This window comes from Acidovorax sp. BL-A-41-H1 (assembly GCF_051942715.1).
In genome coordinates, this window is record NZ_JBPVJQ010000005.1 from 129456 (window position 1) to 154185 (window position 24730).

At 65.2% G+C, this 24730-nt stretch carries 22 protein-coding genes; 10 read left to right on the forward strand and 12 right to left on the reverse strand.

Annotated elements, in window-relative coordinates; genetic code table 11:
- Positions 1 to 18: 18 nt before the first annotated feature.
- On the forward strand, positions 19 to 624 hold the full coding sequence (locus tag ACTPOI_RS11720) for a TetR/AcrR family transcriptional regulator (RefSeq protein WP_440108973.1): 606 nt from the start codon (positions 19 to 21) through the stop codon (positions 622 to 624).
- 76 nt (positions 625 to 700) lie between these two features.
- On the opposite strand, the gene ACTPOI_RS11725 is transcribed toward ACTPOI_RS11720, so the two are convergent.
- From ACTPOI_RS11725 to ACTPOI_RS11750, 6 genes are all read right to left on the reverse strand, one after another.
- Complete coding sequence (locus ACTPOI_RS11725) at positions 701 to 4312, reverse strand: response regulator (protein ID WP_440108975.1); 3612 nt, start codon at positions 4310 to 4312, stop codon at positions 701 to 703.
- Between the two features lie 43 nt (positions 4313 to 4355).
- A complete protein-coding gene (locus ACTPOI_RS11730; RefSeq protein ID WP_440108977.1) occupies positions 4356 to 5015 on the reverse strand; it encodes a histidine phosphatase family protein in 660 nt (219 codons plus the stop codon).
- Between the two features lie 2 nt (positions 5016 to 5017).
- Positions 5018 to 6199: a response regulator gene (locus ACTPOI_RS11735; protein WP_440108979.1), complete on the reverse strand. Its 1182-nt coding sequence runs from the start codon at positions 6197 to 6199 to the stop codon at positions 5018 to 5020.
- Between the two features lie 141 nt (positions 6200 to 6340).
- The gene (locus ACTPOI_RS11740) at positions 6341 to 7132 is read right to left on the reverse strand and encodes a cytochrome b/b6 domain-containing protein (protein ID WP_440108981.1); all 792 of its coding nucleotides are present in this window, start codon (positions 7130 to 7132) and stop codon (positions 6341 to 6343) included.
- A 93-nt stretch (positions 7133 to 7225) separates the two neighbouring features.
- Positions 7226 to 7741, reverse strand: coding sequence for a diheme cytochrome c (locus ACTPOI_RS11745; protein WP_440108983.1), 516 nt, complete (start codon positions 7739 to 7741; stop codon positions 7226 to 7228).
- Between the two features lie 33 nt (positions 7742 to 7774).
- Positions 7775 to 8197 carry a DUF1924 domain-containing protein gene (locus ACTPOI_RS11750; RefSeq protein WP_440108985.1) on the reverse strand — a complete coding sequence of 141 codons (423 nt, stop codon included), beginning with the start codon at positions 8195 to 8197 and terminating at the stop codon, positions 7775 to 7777.
- A gap of 223 nt (positions 8198 to 8420) precedes the next feature.
- On the opposite strand from ACTPOI_RS11750, the gene ACTPOI_RS11755 reads away from it, so the two are divergent.
- From ACTPOI_RS11755 to ACTPOI_RS11765, 3 genes are read left to right on the forward strand one after another with little or no spacing between them, the layout of a single operon-like run.
- Positions 8421 to 8732 carry a PepSY domain-containing protein gene (locus ACTPOI_RS11755; RefSeq protein ID WP_440108987.1) on the forward strand — a complete coding sequence of 104 codons (312 nt, stop codon included), beginning with the start codon at positions 8421 to 8423 and terminating at the stop codon, positions 8730 to 8732.
- Between the two features lie 38 nt (positions 8733 to 8770).
- Positions 8771 to 9466, forward strand: a complete 696-nt coding sequence (locus tag ACTPOI_RS11760) for a response regulator (RefSeq protein ID WP_440108989.1) — start codon at positions 8771 to 8773, stop codon at positions 9464 to 9466.
- A complete protein-coding gene (locus ACTPOI_RS11765) occupies positions 9463 to 10908 on the forward strand; it encodes a sensor histidine kinase (RefSeq protein ID WP_440108991.1) in 1446 nt (481 codons plus the stop codon). The genes ACTPOI_RS11760 and ACTPOI_RS11765 overlap by 4 nt, the downstream gene beginning before the upstream one ends.
- Positions 10909 to 10950: 42 nt before the next feature.
- Here the strand turns inward: ACTPOI_RS11765 and ACTPOI_RS11770 are convergent, their stop codons facing one another.
- Complete coding sequence (locus ACTPOI_RS11770; RefSeq protein ID WP_440108993.1) at positions 10951 to 13029, reverse strand: sodium-translocating pyrophosphatase; 2079 nt, start codon at positions 13027 to 13029, stop codon at positions 10951 to 10953.
- Positions 13030 to 13296: 267 nt separating this feature from the next.
- Here ACTPOI_RS11770 and ppa point away from each other — a divergent pair, with 267 nt between their 5' ends.
- The 3 genes from ppa (at position 13297) to ACTPOI_RS11785 (ending at position 16414) form a co-directional block, all read left to right on the forward strand.
- Positions 13297 to 13830, forward strand: a complete 534-nt coding sequence (gene ppa, locus ACTPOI_RS11775; RefSeq protein ID WP_440108995.1) for an inorganic diphosphatase — start codon at positions 13297 to 13299, stop codon at positions 13828 to 13830.
- A gap of 248 nt (positions 13831 to 14078) precedes the next feature.
- A complete protein-coding gene (locus ACTPOI_RS11780; RefSeq protein ID WP_440108997.1) occupies positions 14079 to 15899 on the forward strand; it encodes a methyl-accepting chemotaxis protein in 1821 nt (606 codons plus the stop codon).
- A 128-nt stretch (positions 15900 to 16027) separates the two neighbouring features.
- Positions 16028 to 16414 (forward strand): bacteriocin, encoded by a 387-nt coding sequence (locus ACTPOI_RS11785; RefSeq protein ID WP_440108999.1) that lies wholly within the window; start codon positions 16028 to 16030, stop codon positions 16412 to 16414.
- A gap of 64 nt (positions 16415 to 16478) precedes the next feature.
- On the opposite strand, the gene ACTPOI_RS11790 is transcribed toward ACTPOI_RS11785, so the two are convergent.
- On the reverse strand, positions 16479 to 17297 hold the full coding sequence (locus ACTPOI_RS11790; RefSeq protein ID WP_440109001.1) for an alpha/beta hydrolase: 819 nt from the start codon (positions 17295 to 17297) through the stop codon (positions 16479 to 16481).
- 262 nt (positions 17298 to 17559) lie between these two features.
- Between ACTPOI_RS11790 and ACTPOI_RS11795 the strand changes: the two genes are divergently transcribed.
- Positions 17560 to 19389, forward strand: a complete 1830-nt coding sequence (locus ACTPOI_RS11795; protein ID WP_440109003.1) for a methyl-accepting chemotaxis protein — start codon at positions 17560 to 17562, stop codon at positions 19387 to 19389.
- A 97-nt stretch (positions 19390 to 19486) separates the two neighbouring features.
- Here the strand turns inward: ACTPOI_RS11795 and ACTPOI_RS11800 are convergent, their stop codons facing one another.
- The gene (locus ACTPOI_RS11800; RefSeq protein WP_440109005.1) at positions 19487 to 20827 is read right to left on the reverse strand and encodes a GNAT family N-acetyltransferase; all 1341 of its coding nucleotides are present in this window, start codon (positions 20825 to 20827) and stop codon (positions 19487 to 19489) included.
- Between the two features lie 80 nt (positions 20828 to 20907).
- Between ACTPOI_RS11800 and ACTPOI_RS11805 the strand changes: the two genes are divergently transcribed.
- Together ACTPOI_RS11805 and ACTPOI_RS11810 are read left to right on the forward strand one after the other, a co-directional pair.
- Positions 20908 to 22566 (forward strand): NAD+ synthase, encoded by a 1659-nt coding sequence (locus ACTPOI_RS11805; protein WP_440109007.1) that lies wholly within the window; start codon positions 20908 to 20910, stop codon positions 22564 to 22566.
- Positions 22567 to 22619: 53 nt separating this feature from the next.
- Entirely contained in the window at positions 22620 to 22958 is a 339-nt protein-coding gene (locus ACTPOI_RS11810; RefSeq protein WP_440109009.1) for a P-II family nitrogen regulator, read from the forward strand.
- 120 nt (positions 22959 to 23078) lie between these two features.
- Here the strand turns inward: ACTPOI_RS11810 and ACTPOI_RS11815 are convergent, their stop codons facing one another.
- The 3 genes from ACTPOI_RS11815 to ACTPOI_RS11825 all read right to left on the reverse strand — a co-directional run bounded on the left by ACTPOI_RS11815 (position 23079) and on the right by ACTPOI_RS11825 (position 24714).
- On the reverse strand, positions 23079 to 23675 hold the full coding sequence (locus ACTPOI_RS11815; RefSeq protein WP_440109011.1) for a TIGR00730 family Rossman fold protein: 597 nt from the start codon (positions 23673 to 23675) through the stop codon (positions 23079 to 23081).
- Positions 23668 to 24081, reverse strand: coding sequence for a diacylglycerol kinase (locus tag ACTPOI_RS11820; protein WP_440109013.1), 414 nt, complete (start codon positions 24079 to 24081; stop codon positions 23668 to 23670). The genes ACTPOI_RS11815 and ACTPOI_RS11820 overlap by 8 nt, the downstream gene beginning before the upstream one ends.
- An 81-nt stretch (positions 24082 to 24162) precedes the next feature.
- The gene (locus ACTPOI_RS11825) at positions 24163 to 24714 is read right to left on the reverse strand and encodes an RDD family protein (RefSeq protein ID WP_440109015.1); all 552 of its coding nucleotides are present in this window, start codon (positions 24712 to 24714) and stop codon (positions 24163 to 24165) included.
- Positions 24715 to 24730 lie beyond the last annotated feature (16 nt).

Sequence of the window (24730 nt, forward strand, 5' to 3'; positions counted from 1 at the left end):
CTTCCTGCGCAAGGATTTATGACTGCTGTCGACGCCCCCGTTGCCAACGCCACCGAACACCGTGCCCGCCTGCTGGAAGGCATGGCCCGCACCGTGGCGGCCAAGGGCTACGCAGACACCACCATCTCCGACATCGTGCGCGAGGCCAGCGTGTCGCGCCGCACCTTCTACGAGAACTTTTCGGACAAGTCCGGCTGCCTGATCGCGCTGTACGAGGCCGCCAGCGGCAACGCCCTGGCCGTGCTGCGCCGAGCCATCGACCCCGCCAGTGACTGGAAGACGCAGGTGGAGCAGGCGCTGTCAGCGTACCTCGGCGTGCTGGCGCGCAACCCGGTGCTGCTGCGCACCCTGTTCGTCGAAATCCTGGGCCTGGGTGCCCCGGGCCTCGCAGCACGTCGCCGCGCCACGCGCGCACTTGCAGATCTGATGGTTGACGTGGTGAACACCCGCACGGGCGAGCGGCCCCGCCAGTCCCCCCTGGACCCGACCATTGCCGTGGCCGTGGTGGGCGGCATCAACGAGATGGTGCTGGACGCCATCGAGCAGGGGCGTGCGGCAGACCTGCAGGCACTGGTCAGGCCTGCGGCAGCGCTGCTGCAGGCGGCGGTGGCTGCTGATTGCTAGCGCGCTGTTGTCCTGGGGCAAGAAGGATTTGGCTGAAGCCCACGGGCGAACGAGTGCCTGGCTGCGCGCGGTGGGCTCAGGCAGGCAGTGGCGGCTCGTCGGTTTCGGCTGGCGGCAGCTGGGCCAGCAGGCCATCAACCACCGCGAGGGCACCCACAAAGTCGAAATCGTCGATGGCTTTTTCTAGCGCCTGGGCCTCTTGCGCAAAGCGCTGCTCCACCGCAGCCTGCATGTCGGCATAGGCGGTGGCTGCATCGATATCGTCGCTGGCAACCAGGGCGCGCAGGTTCTCCAGCGACCTCCGCAGGCCTGCCGCGTCCAGCGCCGGCCCTGCCGCTGGCTTGTCGGGCGACAGAAAGGCCAGCGCCCGCGCCAGCTGGGCCAGCGCCGCATCCACGCGCAGCAGGGGCCCCGAGGTATCGGCTTCTGGCTGGGTCTGCCAGGCATGCACGGCCGCCTCTGCCTGCTGGGCCAGCGTCTGCAGCGGATGCAGGCCGGCCGTACCGGCCAGGCCCTTGATGGTGTGCAGTACCCGCTGTGCATCGGCAATGCTTCCGCCCTGCAGCAGGGCCAGGGCCTGCTGGGCATCGAGCCGGTGCTGCACGCTGATGCGGTACAGCAGCTTCGCCAGCGACGCGAGGTTGCCGCCCACCGAACGCAGGCCTTGTTCCACGTCGAGTCCTTCCACTGTCTCCAGCTGCGCGCGCAGGCCGCCGGGGTCGGCAAGGAGTTCAGGCGACGGCGCGGGCGAGGGCATGCTGCTGTGCAGCCCGGAATGTGCCGCACGGGGTAGCAGGCGTGCGAGTACGCGGGCCAGCTGGTCCGGGTCTACCGGCTTGGCCAGGTGGTCGTTCATGCCCGCCTCCAGTGCGGCAGCGCGGTCTTCGGCAAAAGCGTTGGCCGTCATGGCCACGATGGGCGTGTGTGCGTGGCCGGGCAGGGCGCGTACCTGCCGGGCTGCCTGCAGGCCATCCAGCCGTGGCATCTGGATGTCCATCAGGATCAGGTCATAGTGCCGCGCACGGGCCTGTGCCACCGCAGCCAGCCCGTCGTCGACCACATCTACCGTAAAGCCCATGCCGCGCAGCAGCTCGCAGGCCACTTCCTGGTTGAGTGCGTTGTCCTCGGCCAGCAGCAGGTGCATGCCAGGGACAAACTTCGGTGCGGGCGGCGGTGCGTCCGGCACCTTGCCCGGTGCGCGCAATTCGTTCCAGGCACGCGCCACGGTTTCCTGCAGAAGCCTGGGCAGCACCGGCTTGGGCAGGAACGCCGCAAACGGGCCCGCATGCACTTCGTCAGCCGGGCAGCTCAGGCTGCCGCTCACCAGAATGCACTGGGGGCGGTGCTGCAGCTGCAGCGCGCAGATCTTTTGCCACATCTGCGTGCCATTCATGCCGGGCATGAGCCAGTCGGTCAGGATGAGCTCGTATGGGTCGCCCGTCTCATCGGCCTGAGTGACCGCGGCCAATGCCCTGGCGCCGGAGTCGACGGCGTCGGCGCGTGCGCCCATGTGGGTGAGCATGTCGGCCAGCAGTTCGCGCGCCTCTTCCATGTCGTCCACCACCAGAACGCGGGTCCGCGGAGGCAGGGGCAGGTCGTGGCGATGTACTGGCGCTGCATTGACCCCCGCGCCAAACGGCGCCTCGAACCAGAACGTGCTGCCCTTGCCGGGCTCACTGCGCATGCCTACCCGGCCGCCCATCAGGTCGGCCAGCCGGCGGCATATGGCCAGCCCAAGGCCTGTACCGCCATGGGTACGCGTGGTCGATACATCCCCCTGCTGGAATGCCGTGAACAACTTGGCCTGCTGCTCTGCAGTCAGGCCAATGCCGGTGTCGCGCACCTCAAAGCGCAGCGTCACCATATCGCCATCGCGGTGCGTGACTGATGCCCGCAACGCCACGCTGCCGCGCTCCGTGAACTTGACCGCATTGCCCATGAAGTTGGTCAGGATCTGGCCCAGGCGTACGCCATCGCCATGCAGGCGGGGAGGCACGGTCGACAGTTCAGCCATCACTTCGAGGCCCTTGGCCTCGGCCTTGTCGCCGGTGATGGTGAATACGTTGGACACCACCGTCTCCAGCTCGAAATCGGTGGGGTCCAGCGTCATCTTGCCTGCCTCGATCTTCGAGAAATCAAGAATGTCGTTGATCACCGCCAGCAGGTGCATTGCCGCGCCGGAGACCTTGTCCAGCTGCTGGCGCTGGCGGTCGTCGGTAGCGTCGCGCCGTATCAGGTGCGTGAGCCCGATGATGGCGTTCATGGGGGTGCGAATCTCGTGGCTCATGTTGGCCAGGAAGGCGCTCTTGGCCTGGTTGGCGTCATCAGCCATGGCCTTGGCGCTGCGCAGCTGCTCGTTGGTATGCTGCAACTCGAGGGTCTGCTGGGCCAGTGCATGGCCGGTCTTTTCCAGGTCGAGCGTACGTTCCTGCACCAGGGTCTCGAGCTCGTCGCGGTAGCGGGTGAGCTCCCGTTCGGATTCCTTCCTGTTGGTCACATCCATCCAGATGCCGGTCATGCAGTCGCGGTCCTGCAAGTGCAAGGGGCGCATGGATACCCAGAAGTCCAGTATCTGGCCTTGCTTGTGCCGCCGCTGGGTTTCAAAGTCGAAACTTCCGAGCTCCGTTACCTTGCGTACCTTGGCGTCCACCTCGTCCCGGGTCAGTGCGACCTGCAGGTCATACAGGCTCAGGCTGGAGAACTCCTCGCGGGTGTAGCCCAGCGATTCAAATGCTGCGTCATTGAAGCTGATGAACTGCAGCGTCTGCGTGTCGATAACCACGATGCCCACGGGCGCCTGGCTGATGATGTTGGCGTGGAGCTCCTCCCGGTCGTGAAGGTCCGACAGCGCGTTGCGCCGCTCGTCCTGTGCGCGCTGGAAGGCCAGCACTGCCGCTGCCATATCGCCGATCAGCGTGCCCTGCTTTTCCGACATGGTCTTGATGCGCGAAAAGTTGCGGTAGTTGCCCAGGCCGTTTTCCCCGCGCGAGAGCTTTTGCAGGATGCTGCTCAGGTGGTCGAGCTGCCGGGAGATGCTGAGCGATAACGCGAACCACAGTCCCATGAACAGCACCAGTGCCAGGCCGCGGTACAGGCGCATTCTGGCGCTGAAGGCAGCGAGTTCCAAGCGTGTGTTCGTGGCGTTCTGGCCGGCGCGCTCCATGAAGCTCCTGCCGATCTCCCCCATGCTGAGCGCAAACGCGCCGTAGAACGCCGTGGCACGCGCCAGGTGTTCACCCGCCATGGCCGGATCGATGGTCATCTGGTCGCTGCTCATCAGCGCAAACTTGCGAAAGTCGCTGAACGCCAACATGGCGCCCGGGTAGGCAGCCTGTACCTGCTCGAAATCATGCGCACCGGCCAGAGCCTTCATGCCAACTTCCAGGGACGCAAGATCGTTGACCATAGCGCTGTGAAGCGCGTAGGCACCCGCTTCGTCAATCTGCCTGCTTTTGCTGGCGCTCAGTGCCTGGGACAGACGCAGCTTGATGGTGAGAAGCTGCTGGCTGAGTGCTTCGGCCTGCATCGCCACCTGGATGTCTTGTTCCTGCTCCTTGAAAGCGGCGTCGTGCGCGGTCTCGTAGTGGCGCTCCACCGCGTAGTCGAACCCCCCGCCCAGCAGCAACGCGAGCACCACAGGGAGAAAGAACCGCAGGAAGAATCGTTGGCGTTTGAGCAGGTGGAACATTTATCAGGCAAGGGGCGGAGTGTGGAGCTCGCCGGGCTAGGATTCAAGGGAGCAGGGTGCCCCACAGCGGCGGCGGGATGCTGCCCAGGTATTCAAATTGCGACGCCCCGAGGGGCCGGAAAACGGCGAAGGTACCTTCCGGCTTTACGAAGTAGCCCATCAGGTCTGCCAGGTTGGGTGCGTGCGCAACGATCACGCGGTTGGTGCCGGGCGCCACTGGCGCGGACAAAAGGTTGCGCACCGCTGTCAGCAGGGGTTTTTTTTCTTCCGACGGCAGATTGGCGCTGTAGGCCAGGAGGGGCTCCTGCCGCAGCAGTTGCGGCTGGCCCGCGAACATGAGTTGCGCCGTTTCGCGTGTGCGGCAGTAGGGGCTGTGGATGACTTCGCCCACGGGTATGCGGGCACGAGTCAGGTTTTGGCCCAGGGCGGTGGCCTGCTTGCGCCCTTCGTCGCTCAGCAGGCGCTGCGTGCTGCAGTCGGCCAGGTCCACCGTGGGGGCCCGGTCGGCCCGGCTGCTGTCGCTGGTGGCGTGCCGCATGTACAGCACAAAACCGCCGGCGTGCATCTGTGCCAGCAGTGCCTGGTCCACCAGCTTTTCGCGGAAGACTGGGTGCTGGGCGCTAGCAACGGTGCATGTCAGCACCGCTGCCAAAACCGCAGCGCCGCGAGCCATCAGCATCAGCAACCGTGTGCCAAGGTGCATGGTCAGTCCTTGTGCGGTGGTACGTCTGCGTGGTCGCTGAACCGTTCGGCAATGGCGGTGAACTGCGGGACGAGCGCCAGGAAGGCGTCGGTGATGTCGGGGTCAAAGTGCTTGCCGCGGCCTTCGCGGATGATGCTGACGGCGTCTTCCGTCTGGAAAGCGCGCTTGTAGTGCCGCCGGGAAATCAGCGCGTCAAACACATCGGCAATGGCCATCAGGCGCGCGGGCAGGGGGATGGCATCGCCGGCCAGCCCTGCAGGGTAGCCTGAGCCGTCCCATTTCTCGTGATGGCCGGCTGCGATCTGCCGCGCGGTCTCCAGAAAGTGCAGTGCGAGTTCGCCATGTGCCGAGAGCGCGCTCCGGCCGTGTGCACCACCGATCTGCAGCACGCTTTGCATGGCCTCTTGAATGGCGTCTGCCCCGATCCGGGCATGCGTTTTCATGACCTCGAACTCCTCGGGGGTGAGCTTGCCGGGCTTGAGCAGGATGGCATCGGGGATGCCCACCTTGCCAATGTCGTGCAAAGGGGCTGCCTTTGCGATCTGCTGGCGCTGGTGAGGCTGGCCGAGCGCTTCCATGAACCGTGGCTGATCCTTGAGGTAGTCCATCAGCGCCTCGATGTAGGCCTGGGTGCGGTGCAGATGGTTGCCCGTTTCGTTGTCGCGCTTTTCTGCCAGTGTGGCCAGTGCGTGCAGGCTGAAGTCCTTGATCAGCTCGTTTTCTGCCATGCGCCGCTGCACTTCGGCGTCGAGGTAGGCGTTCTGGTCGGCCAGCCAGTCGCGCGCAGCCTTGAGTTCAAGGTGGGTGCGCACGCGGGCCAGCAATACAGCGGGTTTAATGGGCTTGGCCACGTAGTCGACGGCGCCTGCCATCAGCCCCCGCTCCTCGTCGGCCACCGCGTCCAGCGCTGTGACAAAAATTACCGGAATCTCGCGCGTCTGCGGAGACTTCTTGAGGGCATCCAGCACCGCATAGCCGTCCATTCCCGGCATCATCACATCGAGCAAGATGATGTCGGGCACCGGGTCGGTCAGCACCACTTCCAGCGCGCGCGGCCCTGAATTGGCTACTCGCACGTGGTAGTGGGCGCGAAGGAGCTGGCCAATCACCGTGAGGTTCTCACGCGTGTCGTCCACGACCAGTACGGTCTTGAGCGAGGCCTTGTCGGCATGGGGCAGCAGCATGGGCGAATCACTTGTCGCCGTACTCCTGCGCGGCGAGTTGCATCATGTTACCGCTTCGTCTGTACCAGTTGGGTCGAAGGCTTTTGGAATAATTGGCTGACCCGTACTCTCGGCCTCGTGCGGTCGGATTTCACGGCCCACTCACTCCTCGTCACCGTGCCGATGCCGACGATTCGCTGTGCTGCCTTGCGATGCGTCGGGTGGTGCGGCACCATGCTTCATTGCGCCTGGTGCGCCTGCTAGTTGCCAGGCAACAAACCCCACCACACATCCCAGCAACAAGGCAGCCAGCCAACGGCGGTTGTGCTGGACGAGATCCGGGCCTGGTCCGTCCACCCGCCCGGTCAGCATCGGCAGTGCCTGGTTTTTGCGGCGCAGGGTACTCAGCCCTGCAATCAGTGCGATGTGGGCTAGCGCCAGTGCCAGCATGGTGTTACCCAGAAATTCATGCAGTTCTTCCAGCAGATCACCGCTCCATCCATTTGCCCATTCGTTGTAGACGGCGTACCCGCTGAGCGTAAGGGGCACAACGGCCAGCAGCAAAAGGGTGACTGCGGCGGCCACCAGCAGGTTCTGGCCCTGTCGCCAGTGGACGCTTTGTGGCGTTGGGGCTTGCCAGGCAGAACGCACCCACGCAGGAGCAACGGCGAGCTTGCGAACAAGCACGCTCAGTGCGGCGCTGCGAGGGCCCATCAGTCCGTACAGGATGCGAAATCCCATCAGACCGCCCGGGGTGTAGCCCAGCGTGACATGCACGAGCCGCCAGCGCTCGCTGTCGGCCGTGGCATACGCTCCAGCGAAGCTCAGGGCAAACAGCCAATGGAACATGCGCATGGCTGCGTCGGTCACCAGACGCCGGCTGGCGCGCGGTGCGGTGCGGGGAACCGCGTGTTGTTCAGGCTCTATCGAAGCGGGGGGCGACGCGGTGGGCATGGTGGCCTTTCGTTGGCGAATTGGATGGAGACATGGCACGCACGGCGCAGCCGCTACGGCTCTTGTGGCGGGCCTGGGGTGCTGGGTTGCGGTTCAGTCGTGCCACGCCTTGCGCGCCGAGAGGGGCAAGCCCGCAGGCATGCGCAATTCGTCGTCGCTGAACCGACCCTTGTCAGCGCCGGTATGGCAGGCGGCGCACTGTGCGGGTGTCTTGACGCTGGCAAGGCGCCACACAGACGCATCAATCTGGCGATGCTTGCGCTCGAACCAGGCGGAGCGGGTGATGCGGTACTCTGGCGGTTCTTCCTTCACGCGCTTGTAGGTGCCGGCGTAGGCCTGGAGCCATCCGCTGAGCTGACGCACGGTTTCGGTGTCCAGCGATGCGTTCGTGCCGTAGTGGGTGTCAAGGCGGCCCATGACGCGGCCCCATGAAGCTGCGGGCAGAAGACCGGGCGGGTACGCCGTGTGGCAAGCGGCACATTCCTGCACGTAGGCGGCTGGCACATTCCGCGGCATGTCGCGCCCGCTGTCGGCCTGGGCAAACAAGGGTGCGACGAAGGTAATCGTGATAGCCGCTAACCGGGCGGGAAACAGGAAGAGCGTCTTCATGAGATGTATTGGATTGAGGTTGGGCAGGGGCGGTCACCGCTGGAGGGACAACAGATAAGCCAGCACATCGGCCTTCTCGCCCGGTGAGCACTCACGGCGCAGCACATCGCCGCAGTTGCGCCTGAACCATTTATCGGTGCGGGCGGTATCTGTCAGCGCCTTGGGGTTGAAGGCGGGCGCCAGTGGCGCAATGTGTTTCCCGGTGGCGGCGTGCTGGCCCGCCTCGGTGGGGACCGCCCCATGGCACGAAGCGCAGGACCATTCGCCACCATGGCGCGAAGCAAAGAACTGTTGGCCCTGTACTGCATTTCCGGGGCGGGCGGCCTGCATGCTCCACCGCGCAAGCTGCTCGGCGGGTGTTGTGTCGGCTGCTAGCGTGCTGGCGGTGTATGCGCAGAGCGCAGCGAGGAGGAGTACCTGTACGGCGTGGCGTGGTCGGGTTGGCTGGAAGTGCATGGAAGGGTGCTTTCGGGTCTGCGGCGTTGGCGCGTTGCCTTTGATGAATGCCCAGATTGTTGAAACTGGTCCCTGAACAGCGCGTGAAGACGGCGTTCATCGTGCGTTCAGCCTGGCACCAGACAATCGGCCCATGAACTCGCGTTTTCGACGGGCAATCTGCTGTACGTATCCCAAAGCGCTATTGCCAAGGGTGGCTTGCCTGGGGCTTCTGGTCAGCGTCATGGCCTGGTCTAGCACGCATGCAGCGGGTGACCGCAACGACCACGACCGGGCGCGCCAGGCCGTGGCAGCTGGACTGGTGCTGCCCTTGCCCGTGGTGCTGGAGCGGCTGCAAAAGGAGATGCCCGGCCAGGTGCTCGAAGTCGAGCTGGAACGGGAGCGCGAGGCGTGGATCTACGAGATCAAACTGCTGACACCCGCTGGACAGTTGAGCAAAGTCAAGGTCGATGCGCGCACGGGTGCGCCGATGGAGCCGCGCAGGCGCGACGATAGGCCCTTGCGCCGTGCAGATGACAACGCCGTGCGCCCCTGAAGGCACTCCCTTGTCTGTCTGTTGCTTTGCACGTACCCATGCGCATCCTCCTTGTTGAAGACGACACCCTGCTGCGTGGGCAATTGCGCAGCGCCCTGCAGGAAGCAGGCTATTCCGTGGATGAGGCGAGCAATGGACGCGTGGCGCAATTCATGGGCGAGACCGAACCGTTTGACGCGGTGGTGCTGGACCTGGGTCTGCCCGAGGTGGACGGGATCACGGTGCTGCGCGGCTGGCGGGAAGCACGCCGCAACATGCCCGTACTGATCCTCACGGCACGCGACAACTGGCACGAGAAGGTGGCCGGTATCGACGCGGGTGCAGATGACTACCTCACCAAGCCCTTCCATCTGGAGGAGCTGCTGGCGCGCCTGCGGGCGCTGATCCGCCGCGCCAGCGGGCAGGCCAGCGCGGTGCTGCAATGCGGTGACCTGAGCCTGGACACCCGCACCGCGCGTGTGGCCTGCGCCGGCCAGGCGGTGCCGCTCACGGCGCACGAATACAAGGTGCTTGCCTACCTGATGCACAGGCCCGGCCAATTGGTGTCGCGCACCGAGCTCACCGAGCACATCTATGCGCAGGACTTTGACCGGGACTCCAACACCATTGAGGTGTTTGTGGGGCGTCTGCGCAAGAAGCTGCCCGGCAACGACAAGAGCACCGGTGCGTGCGGGGCTGGTTGTCCGCGCATCGAGACGCTGCGAGGCCTGGGCTACCGGCTGGTGCCGCCATGACACGGGTACCCGGGGAGCCGCAGCACCCGCCTGCGCCGCTGTCGTTGCGGTGGCGACTACTCGTGGCCACCGTGGCGGGGGTAGCCGTGGCATTGTTGCTGGCGGGCCTTGTGCTGAACGGCATGTTCGAGCGGCACGTACAGCAGCAGTTTGAACAGACGCTGACGCACCAGCTCGACCAGGTCATGGCCCGGTTCGAGCTGGATGCGCGGGGGCAGCCTGTGATGAGCGAGCAGGCACTGTCGGAACCGCGCTGGAACAAGCCCTACTCGGGCCTGTACTGGCAGGTGGATGCCATGGCCACCGATGGCCAGGGGCGCACGGGTATTCTGCGGTCCCGGTCGTTGTGGGACACCACACTGGCGCTGCAGCCAGATACGCTCGACGACGGTGCTGTACATGTGCACCATGCGGTGGGCCCGCTCGGCGCGCCGTTGCTGCTGCTGGAGCGGCGGGTCACCACTGCGGGTGAGTCGGGCCGCTGGCGCATTGCCGTGGCCGCGGACGAGACCGCAATGCAGGCGGCGATGGTGCAGTTCAGCCGCGTGCTGGCAGGCTCGCTGGCGGTACTGCTGGTCTTGCTGGCAGTGGCGGCCTGGGCACAGGTGGCGGTGGGGCTTCGGCCCTTGAAGGTGCTGGAGACGGCCCTGCAAGACGTGGAGCAGGGGCGTGCACACCAGCTGCTGGGTACCTTCCCGGCAGAGCTGCAGCCCGTTGCGGACAGTTTCAACAAGGTGCTGACCCGCAATACCCAGGTGGTGGATCGCGCGCGCGCGCAGGCTGCCAACCTGGCCCATGCGCTCAAGACCCCGCTCACGGTACTGGAGCAGGCGGCCCGCGCTGCGCTGCCCCCTGCAAGCAGTCTGACTTACGCGTTGGCACCGCTGGTGCAGGAACAGGTTCAGGTCGCGCGGCGCCACATCGACTGGCATCTGGCGCGTGCGCGCATGGCAGGCGGTGCGCCCCTGCCGGGCCAGCGGGCCGAACTGGGGCCGGTCGTGCAGGGGCTCGTGCGCGTCATGGACAAGGTGCACGCCAGCCGGGCCTTGACGCTGCGGGTGGACCTGCCGGACCGGCCGATTTTTTTTGCCGGGGAAGAACAGGACCTGCAGGAAATGGTGGGCAACCTGCTCGACAACGCCTGCAAATGGACACGATCGACAGTGCGTGTTGGCGTACAGGTATGGCCTGTCGACCCGGCCACACCGCAGCTGCGCGTGGAGATCGAAGACGACGGCCCGGGCGTTGATGCCGATCAGCGGGCGCTCGCCATGCGGCGTGGCGTGCGTCTGGACGAGTCGGTGGCTGGCTCGGGCTTGGGACTGGCCATTGTGCAGGAGCTGGCCATGCTTTATGGCGGGCGCCTGGAACTCACGCCAACGCCGCGCGGAGGGCTGTGCGCGGCGCTGGTGCTTCCGATGGCAGCCCCAGGTGTCGCCTGACACCGGGGGCGCCATCCGGACGGCATTCGTCCTGGAGGCCGGTCAGCTGTGGAACTTGACCACCAGCGGCACGATGAGCAGCGCCACGATGTTGATGATCTTGATGAGCGGGTTGATGGCCGGGCCAGCGGTGTCCTTGTAGGGGTCGCCCACCGTGTCTCCCGTGACAGCCGCCTTGTGCGCCTCGGAGCCCTTGCCGCCATGGTGGCCGTCTTCGATGTACTTCTTGGCGTTGTCCCACGCGCCGCCGCCGGTGCACATGCTGATGGCCACAAAAAGGCCGGTCACGATGGTGCCCATCAGCAAGCCGCCGAGTGCCTTGGGCCCCAGGGCCAGGCCCACCACGATCGGCACCACCACAGGCAGCAGGCTCGGGATCACCATTTCCCGGATGGCAGCGCTGGTCAGCATGTCCACTGCCTTGCCGTACTCCGGTTTGGCAGTGCCTTCCATGATGCCGGGAATGTCGCGGAACTGGCGGCGCACTTCCACCACCACGGCACCGGCAGCGCGGCCCACGGCCTCCATCGCCATGGCGCCGAACAGGTAGGGGATCAGCCCGCCGATGAACAGCCCGATGATGACCAGCGGGTCGCTCAGGTCAAAGCTGATGGCCCGGCCATAGCTTTCTAGCTTGTGCGTGTAGTCGGCAAACAGCACCAGCGCTGCCAGGCCCGCCGAGCCGATGGCGTAGCCCTTGGTCACGGCCTTGGTGGTGTTGCCCACGGCATCCAGCGGGTCGGTGATGTCGCGCACGCTGCTGGGCATCTCCGCCATTTCGGCGATGCCGCCTGCGTTGTCAGTGATGGGGCCATAGGCGTCCAGCGCCACCACGATACCGGCCATGCTCAGCATGGACATGGCCGCCACCGCGATGCCGTACAGCCCGGCCAGCTGGTAAGCCGACAGGATGGCCATGCAGACAAAGATCACAGGCCAGGCTGTAGACCGCATCGACACGCCAAGCCCCGCAATGATGTTGGTGCCATGCCCGGTGGTGGACGCCTGTGCGATGTGCTGCACGGGCGAATACTGCGTGCCGGTGTAAAACTCGGTGATCCAGACCAGTGCGGCCGTGAGCACCAGGCCCGTGGCGCAGGCGCCAAACAGGCGCAGCTGGCTGCCGCTGGCCGTGATGGCGTTGTCCGGGATGATCCACAGCGTGACGAAGTAGAACGCCACCAGCGACAGTCCGCCCGCAATGGCCAGACCCTTGTACAGCGCCGGCATCACGTTCTTCATGCCGGGCGATGCCTTCACAAAAAAGCAACCGATGATGGATGCAATGATGGACACGGCACCCAGTGCCAGCGGGTACACCACGGCGTTGACCGGGGCGGTGGCCACCAGCAGGGCTCCCAGCACCATGGTGGCGATCAGCGTGACCGCGTAGGTCTCGAACAGGTCGGCAGCCATGCCGGCGCAGTCACCCACGTTATCGCCCACGTTGTCGGCAATCACCGCGGGGTTGCGCGGGTCGTCTTCGGGGATGCCCGCCTCTACCTTGCCCACGAGGTCTGCCCCCACGTCGGCACCCTTGGTGAAGATGCCGCCCCCCAGGCGCGCGAAGATCGAAATCAGCGACGAGCCAAATGCGAAGCCGATGAGGGGGTTGAGCAGTGTGGCCAGGTTGGTGGTGGGCTTGAGGTTGCCGTTGCCCACCAGAAACCAGTAGAACGCCGTAACGCCCAGCAGCCCGAGGCCCACCACCAGCATGCCGGTGATGGCACCGCCGCGAAAGGCAACGTCCAGTGCGGGGCCGATACCTTGCGTGGCTGCCTGGGCGGTGCGCACGTTTGCGCGTACCGACACGTTCATGCCGATGAAGCCGCAGGCGCCCGAAAGCACAGCTCCCACCACGAAGCCGATGGCCGTGGTGGTGTCCAGAAACACTCCGATCAGGATGGCGAGGACAACACCCACGATGGCAATGGTCTTGTACTGCCGGGCCAGGTAAGCCGCCGCGCCGGCCTGGATGGCGGCGGCGATCTCCTGCATGCGGGCGTTGCCCGGGTCTTTGGAAAGGATCCAGCTCCTGGTCCAGAGGCCATATGCCACTGCGAGCAGGCCGCACACCAGTGCGAGGATGAGAGGGGATGTCAGTGCTGAGCTTGCAGCCATTCATTTCTCCTTAGGTGTTGCACGAAGGGGGCCAACGCATCGGTCGTGTCCCCGCTGCGTTGCTTCCTCGTGCCCTGACCTGCAGAGCCGATTGGCCAACAGACCCAATTTACAGCCAAACGGGCCGGTGCAAGCAGGGCGAAAGGAGCGTGGCTCTAAAATCAGGGTTAATCCCGACACCGCCGGGTCCGGCCCGGGCGGCGCCCGAGGCAACATGGGGCGCCTGTATCGCGGATTTCAGTTTTCCCAAAACCACTCTCCAAAGACATGTCCCTCAACAACGTAGCCCCCGGCAAGAACGCTCCCGAGACCTTCAACGTCGTCATCGAGATCCCGATGAACGCCGACCCGATCAAGTACGAAGTGGACAAGGAATCCGGCGCGATCTTTGTGGACCGTTTCATGACCACGGCCATGCACTACCCGACGAACTACGGCTACGTGCCGCAGACCCTGTCGGGAGACGGCGACCCGGTGGACGTGCTGGTGATCACGCCTTACCCGCTGCACCCCGGTGTGGTGGTGACGTGCCGCCCCCTGGGCATCCTGATGATGGAAGACGAAGCGGGCGTGGATGGCAAGGTGATCGCTGTGCCGACGTCCAAGATCCTGCCCATGTACGACCACTGGACGAGCATTGACGACGTGAACCCGATGCGCCGCAATGCCATCGCCCACTTTTTCGAGCACTACAAGGACCTGGAAAAGGGCAAGTGGGTCAAGGTCGTGGGCTGGGAAGGCCTTGAGGCTGCCAAGAAGGAAGTGGCCGACGGCATCGAGAACTTCAAGAAGGCCGCCTGACCCCTGGTTGGCTGTCCGAGCCGCGCAGTGCGGCTTGCGGCATTCGCACTTGCTCAACAGCCTGCTGGCCAACGCCAGCAGGCTGTTTTCACTGGTGCATGCCGGGCGTGCCAAAAGGCTGTCGCGGTGTCTCTGTTGTGCCCGTTGTGCCAGGGTCCCACTGCTAGACTGCAGCAGCAAATCGTTACACGCGTGCCACCTCGACGAGCCATCTGGCCGCAGGTGCTGCCGCTTCCTGGAAACACATCATGAAAATTTCCGATCTGCGTATCGGCACGAGGCTGGGTGCCGGCTTTCTGGCCGTGGTGCTGCTGACCGCGCTGCTGGGTGCCATCGCCCTGGTGCAGATGACCCGCATCTACAACAACGCCGAGCAGATTTCCACCAACCTGTTGCCCAGCGTGGCAAAGTCCGGCGACCTGCGCGTACTCTTCAACCGAATGCGCCGGTCGGAGGCCGGCATGGTGACCTCTCGCAATGTGGCCGAGGTGAAGGCGTTCTCGGAGCAGGTCGCGCTGCGGGCCAAGGAGATTGCGCAACTGGAAACGGTGTACGAACCACTGGTAGATACCGATGCCGAGCGCGAAATATTTGCGTTGTACAAGACGCGCAAGGCTGCCTATGGCGTGCTCCAGGCCAGGCTGGTGGAGATCGCCGGAAACGTGGACTTCAGCTCGGCCGAAATGCTCGAGCTGACGGGCGAGGCCCTGCTGATGGTGTATTCCGGAGAGTCGGAGGCAGCGTTTGCCGCCGTGGTGGAGACACTGGGCGAGTTGCAAAAACTCAATGCTGACAATTCGGTCAAGGCTCAGCAAGAAATCAATACGGTGTACACCAATGCCCGTATCGCGCTCCTCGCCACGCTGGCGGTGTGTTGCGCGATTGCCGCCTTGCTGGGTGTGGCCATCACGCGTGCAGTCACGCGCCCCGCCAGTCATGCACTTCAGGCTGCCCAGGCAATTGCGCAGGGCGACCTGGGTTCCGAGGTCCCCCGTGGCGGTAAGGATGAGATGGGCCAGTTGCTCAATGCCCTGGCCGAAATGCGCAACAGCCTGGCCAACACCGTCAGCACAGTGCGCCAGAACGCCGAAGGCGTGGCCTCGGCCAGCGCGCAAATCGCCTCGGGCAACAACGACCTGTCGGCCCGCACCGAACAACAGGCCAGCGCCTTGGAGGAAACGGCAGCCTCCATGGAAGAGCTGGGCTCCACCGTACGGCAAAACGCCGACAACGCCCGCACCGCCAACCAGCTGGCCATGACCGCATCCACCGTAGCCACCCAGGGCGGCCAGGTCGTGGCCGAGGTGGTCGAGACCATGAAAGGCATCAACGCCAGCAGCAACAAGATCGCCGACATCATCAGCGTCATTGACGGCATTGCGTTCCAGACCAACATCCTGGCGCTCAACGCCGCCGTGGAAGCCGCCCGTGCGGGCGAACAGGGCAGGGGATTTGCAGTGGTGGCCGGAGAAGTACGCAGCCTGGCCGGGCGCAGCGCCGAAGCGGCCAAGGAAATCAAGAGCCTGATCGTTGCCAGCGTGGAACGCGTGGAGCAAGGCAGCCAGCTGGTGGACAAGGCCGGGGCCACCATGACCGAAGTGGTCAGCGCCATCCGGCGGGTGACCGACATCATGGGCGAGATCAGCGCCGCCAGCAGCGAGCAAAGCGCGGGTGTGGGGCAGGTCGGCGAAGCGGTCACGCAGATGGACCAGGCCACACAGCAAAACGCGGCGCTGGTGGAGGAAATGGCCGCAGCGGCCAGCGCCCTGAATGCACAGGCAGGCGAGCTGGTGAATGCGGTGGCAGTGTTCAGGCTGGGGGAGGGGAGCCCAAGCCGGGTTGCTCCGGCGCCCGCCCCCCGCGCAATGCGGGCGGCACCCGTAGCCGCGCGGGCCCGGGCCGCCATGCCGGCGCCGCAGCCGCGTGCTACTGCCAAACCTGCGCCCAGCCGCATTGCGGCACCGGCAACGGGCGCTGCACCGGCCGGCACCCAGCGCGGGGCTACGGCTGCACCGCCCGCAGCCCCCCAGGCCGGCGCAGGCCGTGAAGACGACTGGGAAAGCTTCTGACCCACGGCGATGTCTGACAGCCAAGCTGGCTGAGAGACCGCACGCCAGCGCGTCCAGGGGGCCTACAAGGGAGAGACCGGCATCGCGGCATGGCCACGATTGCGCGGTTCTTTCACCCGGAGAGCCCCATGAATCCTTCCAGTATCGAAGCCGTCACCCGCGACGAAGACCTGGCCGCGCAGACGCGTGCCATTTACGGTGAGCCATCGCAAAACCCGGACCCTGCCGCGCAGTTCCCGCTCACCGCCGCCGAGTCAGAACGTGAAGCCGGCTCGGCACTGGTGGGCGGTGGGGTTGTGGCGGGTGCGGCAACCGGCGCTGCAGTGGGCGCCGCAGTGGCGGGGCCCATAGGCGGCCTGGTGGGCGGTACGGTGGGCGCGGTGGCGGGCGTGCTCGGCGGCGCTGCGGCGGGTTCGCTGGTCAAGCCCGAAACCCCGGCGGACACCATCCCCGACCCTGATGCCCGCGAGGTGGTCCGTGTGGGCGAGGCGCAGCAGGAAGACCTGCGGCGCTAAAAGTCACAAGCTGCGCTTTTGCCGCTAGCAGGATGAACCTTCCCGTGCGGTGCGCGCCCATTGCTCAATGCCGTGTGCGGTGTGGGTCCGGAAAGACCAGCTTGAGCCCCGGCAATGACGGCCTCTTGAAAGGCTGCCAGGGCACCTCCGGGCCGTGCCGCTGGTTCAGGCGGTCTGCCACAGCCCACCAGGCGCTCGGGTTGAGCCCGATGCCGAAGTGGCTGGCGATCACTTCGATGTTCTCGGTGTGCGGATTGTGATCCGCAGGGGCCTGGATGCTTCCGCGCCAGGCCACCACGCCATCGCTGCGCGAAAAAATGCTGGTCGTGGGCACCGGCGGCGCTTCGGGCAGGTTGTAGTGCTCGGTTTCGCGTTCGATGCTGCGTCCGCTTGCAAACTGGTAGATGCGCCAGGCGTTGGTGGATGTGTGCGGCCCGGCGAACGGCGTGCCCAGCGTTACCACGCAGCGCACAAGCTCGGGCATTTCCTTGGCCAGTTCGCGTGCGTAGATGCCGCCCAGGCTCCAGCCCACCAGGCTCACCTGCATGCCGCTAGCCTGTGCGGTTTCTTGCAGTTGGCGTTTGGCGGCTTCGAGCACGCCTTCGCGGGGGCCCAGGTTCAGGCCCTGGCCCCAGCCCGACGTCTGGTAATTGCGTGAATCAAGGTATCGGCGAAGGGGAATGGTGGTGGCGTCCCCAGCCGTGAGGCCCGGGAACACGATCACCGGGTGGCCGTCGCCCAGCGGCGCGCGTTGCAGTACGGGCCAGGCGGGCAGCACGGCCCCGAACTCCCACGGCGCCCGCAGCTCCAGCGCCAGCAACGAAAGCCCGGGCGGTGGCAGGTGGTCGACAGGGGCGGCGGTGCGTGCTTTGAACAATGGCATGGAAGAGCGTCCAGGGGGAATCGTGTGCTGGCCAGGAGCACGGGTGAGGCACGGTAGCAGTTTTCCGGGTCAATTCGAGGCACCAGTCTGGAGCGGCCTCTCCAATCGGCCCACGGCTATGAGGGGAATAAGTCGGCACCAAATCGGTGCTTTTTCTGGAGCCTCATTGCGCTAGCGGCTCAAAGTGTTATAATCGTTAAAAATGATACTTTCATTGGCGCCCGCACCAACGTATCTGCCCTGAGACCCACCTTCCAAAGCCATGAACAACATCAAAATCGGAACCCGCCTGGGCATCGCGTTCAGCATCGTCCTGCTCATCACAGCCGCCATTGCCGCGGTAGGAGTCACCCAGCTTGCTCTGCTCAAGGAGGCCAACGAAAAGATCGCTGGCGTCTACCTGGACCGCAACATCTACGCAGAAAAGTGGCGCGAGGCGATCACGCTCAACTGGGTGCGGGCGTCTGCTTCTCTCAAAGCCAGCGACGCCGGGTACATCGCTGCACTGGGCACGGAAATGACGGCCACGTCGCAGCACGCTTCCGAGATGCAAAAGAACCTGGAAGCACTGGTCGATACCGACGAGGAAAAGGTCCTGCTTGCCGCTGTTGCCAAAACGCGGGCCGCCTATGTGGGCGCCCGGGCCAAGCTTCTGGAGCGCAAGAAAAATGGCGAAGACGTGTTTCCTTTGGTCGACGCCGAGCTGCGTCCGCTGGCCGACCAGTACCTCGGCGCGCTGGCCAAGGTGGCGGACGACAGCCGTCGGCGCCTTGATGACTTCGAAGCCGCGAACATTCGCGCCGCAGGCACCAGCCAGTGGGTACTCGGCATCGGAGCGCTGCTTTCGCTGGTGTTGGGGGTTGTGCTGGCCGTGTGGACCACACGCTCTGTCGTTCGGCCGCTCACCCAGGCGGCCCTGGCGGCTGACGAGATCACCCACGGCAACCTGGCCGTCACCATTGATCCCAAGGGGCGCGATGAGGTCGCGCGGCTGCTCCAGGCCCTGCTGGAGATGCAGCTCAACCTGGCGCGCATCGTGGGCGAGGTGCGCTCGGGCTCTGAAAACGTGGCCAACGCGGCCACCGAGATTTCGCAAGGCAACCATGACCTGAGCGCACGGACCGAGCAACAGGCCAGCGCTCTGCAGGAAACGGCTGCCTCAATGGAGCAGCTCAATGCCACGGTGCGCCGCAATGCCGACAACGCACGCGTGGCCAACCAGCTGGCCGTGAGCGCATCGACCGTGGCCGAGCAGGGCGGTGCGGTGGTGGGCCAGGTGGTGTCCACCATGAAGGGTATCCAGGACAGCAGCAGCAAGATCGCCGACATCATTGGCGTGATCGATGGCATTGCCTTCCAGACCAATATCCTGGCGCTCAATGCCGCCGTGGAAGCTGCCCGCGCCGGCGAGCAGGGCCGCGGCTTTGCCGTGGTGGCCACCGAGGTGCGCAGCCTGGCAGGCCGTTCGGCCGAGGCTGCCAAGCAGATCAAGACCCTCATCAGTGACAGCGTGGAGCGCGTCGGCGCAGGCAGTGCACTCGTAGACCAGGCTGGCGCCACCATGGCCGAAGTGGTCGGCTCCATCAAGCGCGTGACGGACCTGATGGGCGAGATCAGCGCTGCGAGCGGCGAGCAGAGCCAGGGTGTGGCGCAAGTGGGCGAAGCTGTCACCCAAATGGACCAGGCCACGCAGCAAAACGCGGCACTGGTCGAGGAAATGGCCGCCGCCGCCAGCAGCCTGAACCACCAGGCCCAGGAGCTGGTGAGCACCGTATCATTCTTCCGCCTGGGCGCGCACAACAGTGAACTTGCAACTACGAGCCGGCCTGCTCCCTCAGTGCCTGTGCATCATGCGGTAGTGCCTGCAGTCACGCATCGGACCGCGGCCACGCGCAGCGCCAGCGCACCGCGCCTGACCGCAGCGCCAGCAGCACCCCTGGCCCGGCAACCTTTGACGCCAAAACCACGCCCGGGTGTGGGCCTGCCAGCTTCGACACACGGTGGCAGCCCGCGCGCTACAGTGAAGGCGGTGCCCAAGGCCCAAGCCAAGGCCACCGCCACGGCAGACGATGCCGAGTGGGAGTCCTTCTGATCCGCTGATCGCGGAGTAACTCGCGGGCCCTAGCCCGCGTTTTGTTTTGGGCCCCGTACTGCCAGCGCAGCACTTGAGCACTTGTTGAGGGCGTGCCTCAGGTCCCCTGACGGAACGGAAGGCGCTCGTTCAGCGATTCCAGATAGGCGTTGACGCCCTGGCCTTCGCGTTCCAGAAACCGCTCCACCGCTTCGGCAAATGCCGGGTGGGCCAGCCAGTGCGTGCTGGTGGTCTGCACGGGCAACAGGGCCCGGGCCATCTTGTGCTCGCCCTGCGCTCCGCCTTCAAAGCGCACCGCGCCGTGGTCAATGCACCAGGCCAGTGGCTGGTAGTAGCACGCCTCAAAGTGCAGGCAGTCCACCCGCTCCAGCGCACCCCAATAACGGCCATAAGCGACCATTTTCAAGTCATTTTGGCCGATAGCGCTTGATTCATATGCACTTATAGCTATCAAACTTGTAGCAATCGGTTGGCCGTCACGTTCTGCCACGAAGAGCAGCCACGCTTCGGGCATTTCAGCCGCCATCGCCGCAAAGAAGGCGCGCGTCAGGTAAGGCGGGTTGCCATGCTCCAGGTACGTGCGCTCGTAGCATCGATAGAAGAAATCCCAGTCTGCTGCGCTGATGTCGGTGCCGCGCGCCCAGCGAAATGTCACGCCCGCCTCGGCCACCCGACGCCGCTCCTGCCGTATCTTCTTGCGTTTGTGCTGCGACAGGCTGGTCAGGAAGTCGTCAAAGCTCTCAAAGGGCCGCCCCAAGCCGGTGAGAGCCCCCTCGGGGGTCGGCGAACCATGCGCAGCAGGGAGCGTGGGGGCCGCAGCCTCCCCGCCGCCGGGCCGCCCCAAGGCGGGGAGAGCCCCCTCGGGGGGCAGCGAACCATGCGCAGCAGGGAGCGTGGGGGCTACATTCTTCCAGTGGAACTGCACCGTGTGCCGCAGCATCAGGCCCTGTTCTGCGCTGGTCTGCACATCGTCGTCTGCGGCAAAAAGCATGTGCACGGATGAAATGGCTTCGTCCTCGCACCACTGGGTCACCGCCTGCACCAGCAGGGCGCGCGTGGCCGCATCGCGTGCCAGCAGGCGCGAGCCGGGCACAGGGGTAAAAGGCACCGCAATCACTGCCTTGGGATAGTACGGCACGCCATGCTGCTCGTAGGCGTTGGCCCAGGCCCAGTCGAAGACGTATTCGCCATACGAGTGGTTCTTGAGGTACAGCGGGCAGGCGGCCACCAGTTCTTCGCCGTCCCACAGGGTCATGAAGCGGGGTGTCCAGCCCGTGCGTAGGATGGCGCTGCCGCTCTCGTGCAGGGCGGCCAGGTATTCGTGCCGCATGAAGGGCGTGGGGTGCGCCTGCCGGGCCAGCAACGCGTTCCAGGCGGCTTTGTCCACGTCCAGCGGAGATGCAAGCACGCGGGCGATAATGGTGTTTTCCTCAGCCATGCTGGTCCGCGCCTCTGTAGCTGCGCCGCCGGCCTGCGCTGGCGGGTTTCAACCGGGCTTCATTGGCCCATTCCAGTTCCATGACGCTCTCCATTTGCACTGCGCAACTCAACTTTGTCGTGGGCGACATGCCCGGGAATGCCCAGAAGATCATTTCCGCTGCCCACCAAGCCTACGCTCAGGGCGCCCGCCTGTTGCTGACGCCTGAGCTGGCCGTGTGTGGCTACGCGGCGGAAGACCTGTTCCTGCGCCCCGCCTTCATGGCGGCTTGCGATGATGCCGTGAAAACCGTGGCCCGCGAGACCGCAGGGTTGAAAGGCCTTGCCATCGTGCTCGGGCACCCCGAGGCCTTGTCGGCCGATGCACCGGCCTTCAGTCGCTGCTCCAATGCGGCCAGCGTGGTGCGTGATGGCAAGATCGAGCAGACCTATGCCAAGCGCGAGCTGCCCAACTATCTAGTGTTTGACGAGCGCCGCTACTTCGTGCCGGGCACGGGTTCGTGTTTAGTCGAGGTGGACGGCGTGCGCGTCGGCGTGCTGATCTGCGAAGACGCCTGGTACCCCGGCCCTGCGCGCGACGCGGCGGCTGCCGGGGCCGAGCTGCTGGTGGTCATCAACGCATCGCCGTTTCACGTGGGCAAGAGCGCCGTGCGCGAGCAGACCATGCGCGAGCGGGTACTCGAAACGGGGCTGCCGCTGGTCTATGCCCACTTGGTGGGCGGTCAGGACGAGGTTGTGTTCGAGGGCCGCTCGTTTGCGCTCCATGCAGACGGCTCCGTGGCCGCCCGCGCCCCCGGTTTTGTGGAGAAACTGGCCTATGCGCAGGTAAGAAAAGGGCACAGTGCTATCAATATAGAAGCAGATGTGGCTCCCGTGCCTTCGCCCGAGGCCGACCTGTGGGACGCCCTGGTGCTGAGCGTGCGCGACTACATCGGCAAGAACGGCTTTCCGGGAGCGGTGCTGGGCCTGTCGGGCGGTATCGACTCTGCGCTGGTGCTGGCGGTAGCGGTGGATGCGCTGGGCGCCGACAAGGTACGCGCCGTGATGATGCCTTCGCCCTACACGGCCGACATCAGCTGGATTGACGCGCGCGACATGGCCGAGCGCCTGGGCGTGCGCTACGACGAGATCTCGATCCGCCCGCAGTTCGAGGCGTTCAAGGCGGCCCTGGCCGGCGAGTTCGCGGGCCTGCCCGAGGACACGACCGAAGAGAACCTGCAGGCCCGCATCCGCGGTACGCTACTGATGGCGCTGTCCAACAAGTTCGGCTCCATCGTGCTCACTACCGGCAACAAAAGCGAGATGGCCACGGGCTACTGCACCCTGTACGGCGACATGGCAGGCGGCTTTGCCGTGATCAAGGATGTGGCCAAGACGCGTGTGTTCGACCTGGCCCGCTGGCGCAATGCGAACGACCCGTACGGCACGGGCGCCAACCCGATCCCCGAGCGCATCATCACGCGCCCCCCCAGCGCCGAGCTGCGCCCCGACCAGAAAGACCAGGACAGCCTGCCGCCCTATGAGGTGCTGGACGCGATCATCGCCCGCTACATGGAAAACGACGAGCCCATCGAGTCCATCATTGCCAGCGGCTTTGAGCGTGCCGATGTCGAGCGCGTCACGCGGCTCATCAAGCTCAATGAATACAAGCGCCGTCAGGCTCCGGTGGGCCTGCGCGTGACGGGCCGCAGTTTCGGCAAGGACTGGCGTTACCCTATCACCAGCAAATTCAGGGCGTGACGCCGCAGGCTGTCTGCCCGCCCCTTTTTCTTAAATCTCAGAGGAGACCCGCCATGAAAATGATCACCGCCGTCATCAAGCCATTCAAGCTCGAAGAGGTGCGCGAAGCGCTGGCCGAATGCGGCGTGACCGGCCTCACGGTCACCGAGGTCAAGGGCTTTGGCCGCCAGAAGGGCCACACCGAGCTGTACCGCGGTGCCGAGTACGTGGTGGACTTCCTCCCCAAGGTGAAGGTCGAAGTCGTCGTCAAGACCGAGGACGTGGACCGCTGTGTCGATGCCATCGTGAACGTGGCGCGCACGGGCAAGATTGGCGACGGCAAGATCTTCGTGACGTCTGTGGAGCGCGTGGTTCGTATCCGCACGGGTGATCTGGACGACGCAGCGGTCTGACCGTTCAGGGATGCGGCGCACACTGCGCCTCGCTAATACTTGCCTAACCCGTCTTGACGGTGCCACCCGCCGCTGATGCCCACGCGCGAGGCCGCTTCACACGGAAGCGCCGCGTGTGGCTCAGATCACGGAACGCAGCGAGACTGGCGTCCGATCAGGGCCCGCTGACTGCACAAGAGCGCGCAGAAGCGCATCGGGCGCTGTATCCACATTGAGCAGGCCCATCTGCCATTCGCCCATGAAGCCGCTGGTCACGCTGTGCTGCAGGAAACCGAGCAGCCTGTCGTAGTAGCCAGCGGTGTTGAGCAAGCCCAGCGGCTTGTCGTGGTAGCCCAGCTGGCGCCAGGTCCACACTTCAAACAGTTCCTCAAAAGTGCCAATGCCGCCGGGCAGTGCCATGAAAGCGTCGCTGCGCTCGGCCATCATGGCCTTGCGTTCGTGCATGGTCTGCACCACGTGCAACTCATCGCACTCCCGGTTGGCCAACTCCTTGTCGACCAGCGCCTGGGGTATCACGCCCACCACACGTCCGCCCGCCAGACGTGCCGCCTCGGCCACGGTGCCCATCAAGCCGCTGCGGCCACCGCCGTACACCAGCTGGCCCCCATGTTGACCAATCCATTGGCCCACCGCGCGGGCGGCCTCAGCAAAATCAGGGTTGCTGTCCCCAGGGCGGGAGCCGCAGTAAACACAGACGGAAAAAGCCGGTTCAGCCATTGAAAACCTTTTGATAGAGGGCAGCGCCCCAAATGGCGGCGCACAACAGCAGCGCCATCAGCACGGCGGCGCTGCCCATGTCTTTTGCGCGCTTGGAAAGCGCGTGCCACTCAGGGCCTACCCGGTCGATAGCCGATTCGATACCGGTGTTCAGCAACTCCACCACCATCACCAGCCAGACCGAACCGGCCAGCAGAGCCACCTCGACCCAGCTGTTGCCCAGCCAAAGCGAAGCCGGCAACAACACCGCTGCGGCCAGCGCCTCCTGGCGAAATGCCTTCTCGTGCCAGCCCGAGCGCAGCCCCGCCAGCGAATAGCCACCCGCGTGCCAGATGCGGGCGAAGCCCTTGCGTGCTTTTTGCGGGTTGGCGGGACTGGATGGCCCATGGAGGGGAGTGGGTGTCATGCGGGCATTTTCTTGCAAGAGACTGCAGTCAGGCCGACCGGCCTTGATCGCGGCTGGGCGAGTGGTGTCGGCCCCGAGACGCTACTTGCGCGGCGGAACGTAATGCACCAGCCGGGTGCCAGCCCAGGCGTCATGCCAGAACTGCTGGCGCGGATGAAAGCGGCTGAGAATCGCCCAGACAGCAACCCAGCCCAGCGTCAGCACCAGTACTTCTACGGCTGATACTCCAAATGCATAGGCCGCCAACGGGGGCAGAAACCACACCCAGCTCACGACATACCGCAGCAGCGCGCGGGCTTGGCTGACGGGCAAGCCCGCCGTGTCGACCACGCGGATGTGCCAGGTTTTTTGAGCGAGGGTCTGGCCCTTGGCCCAGAACCAGGCGAAGTAGATGCCGAAGATGACGAACAGGAACGCCTGCAGCGCGTGGCGATTGTCCATGGCATTGCGCGTCTGGCTCAAGGTGCCGAACAGGTAGCCGGCGATGAAAACCACGCCAAACATCAGCATGCCCTCGTACAGCCAGCAGGCCATGCGTCGCCACAGACCCGGAGTGGGCGCATGGGCAAGGTGGGGCACGGCCGGTGAAGCGGCGGAATCGGCGGCAGGGGTGGGCGAAATCGGGGAAGGCATTCCGGTATGGGTCAGC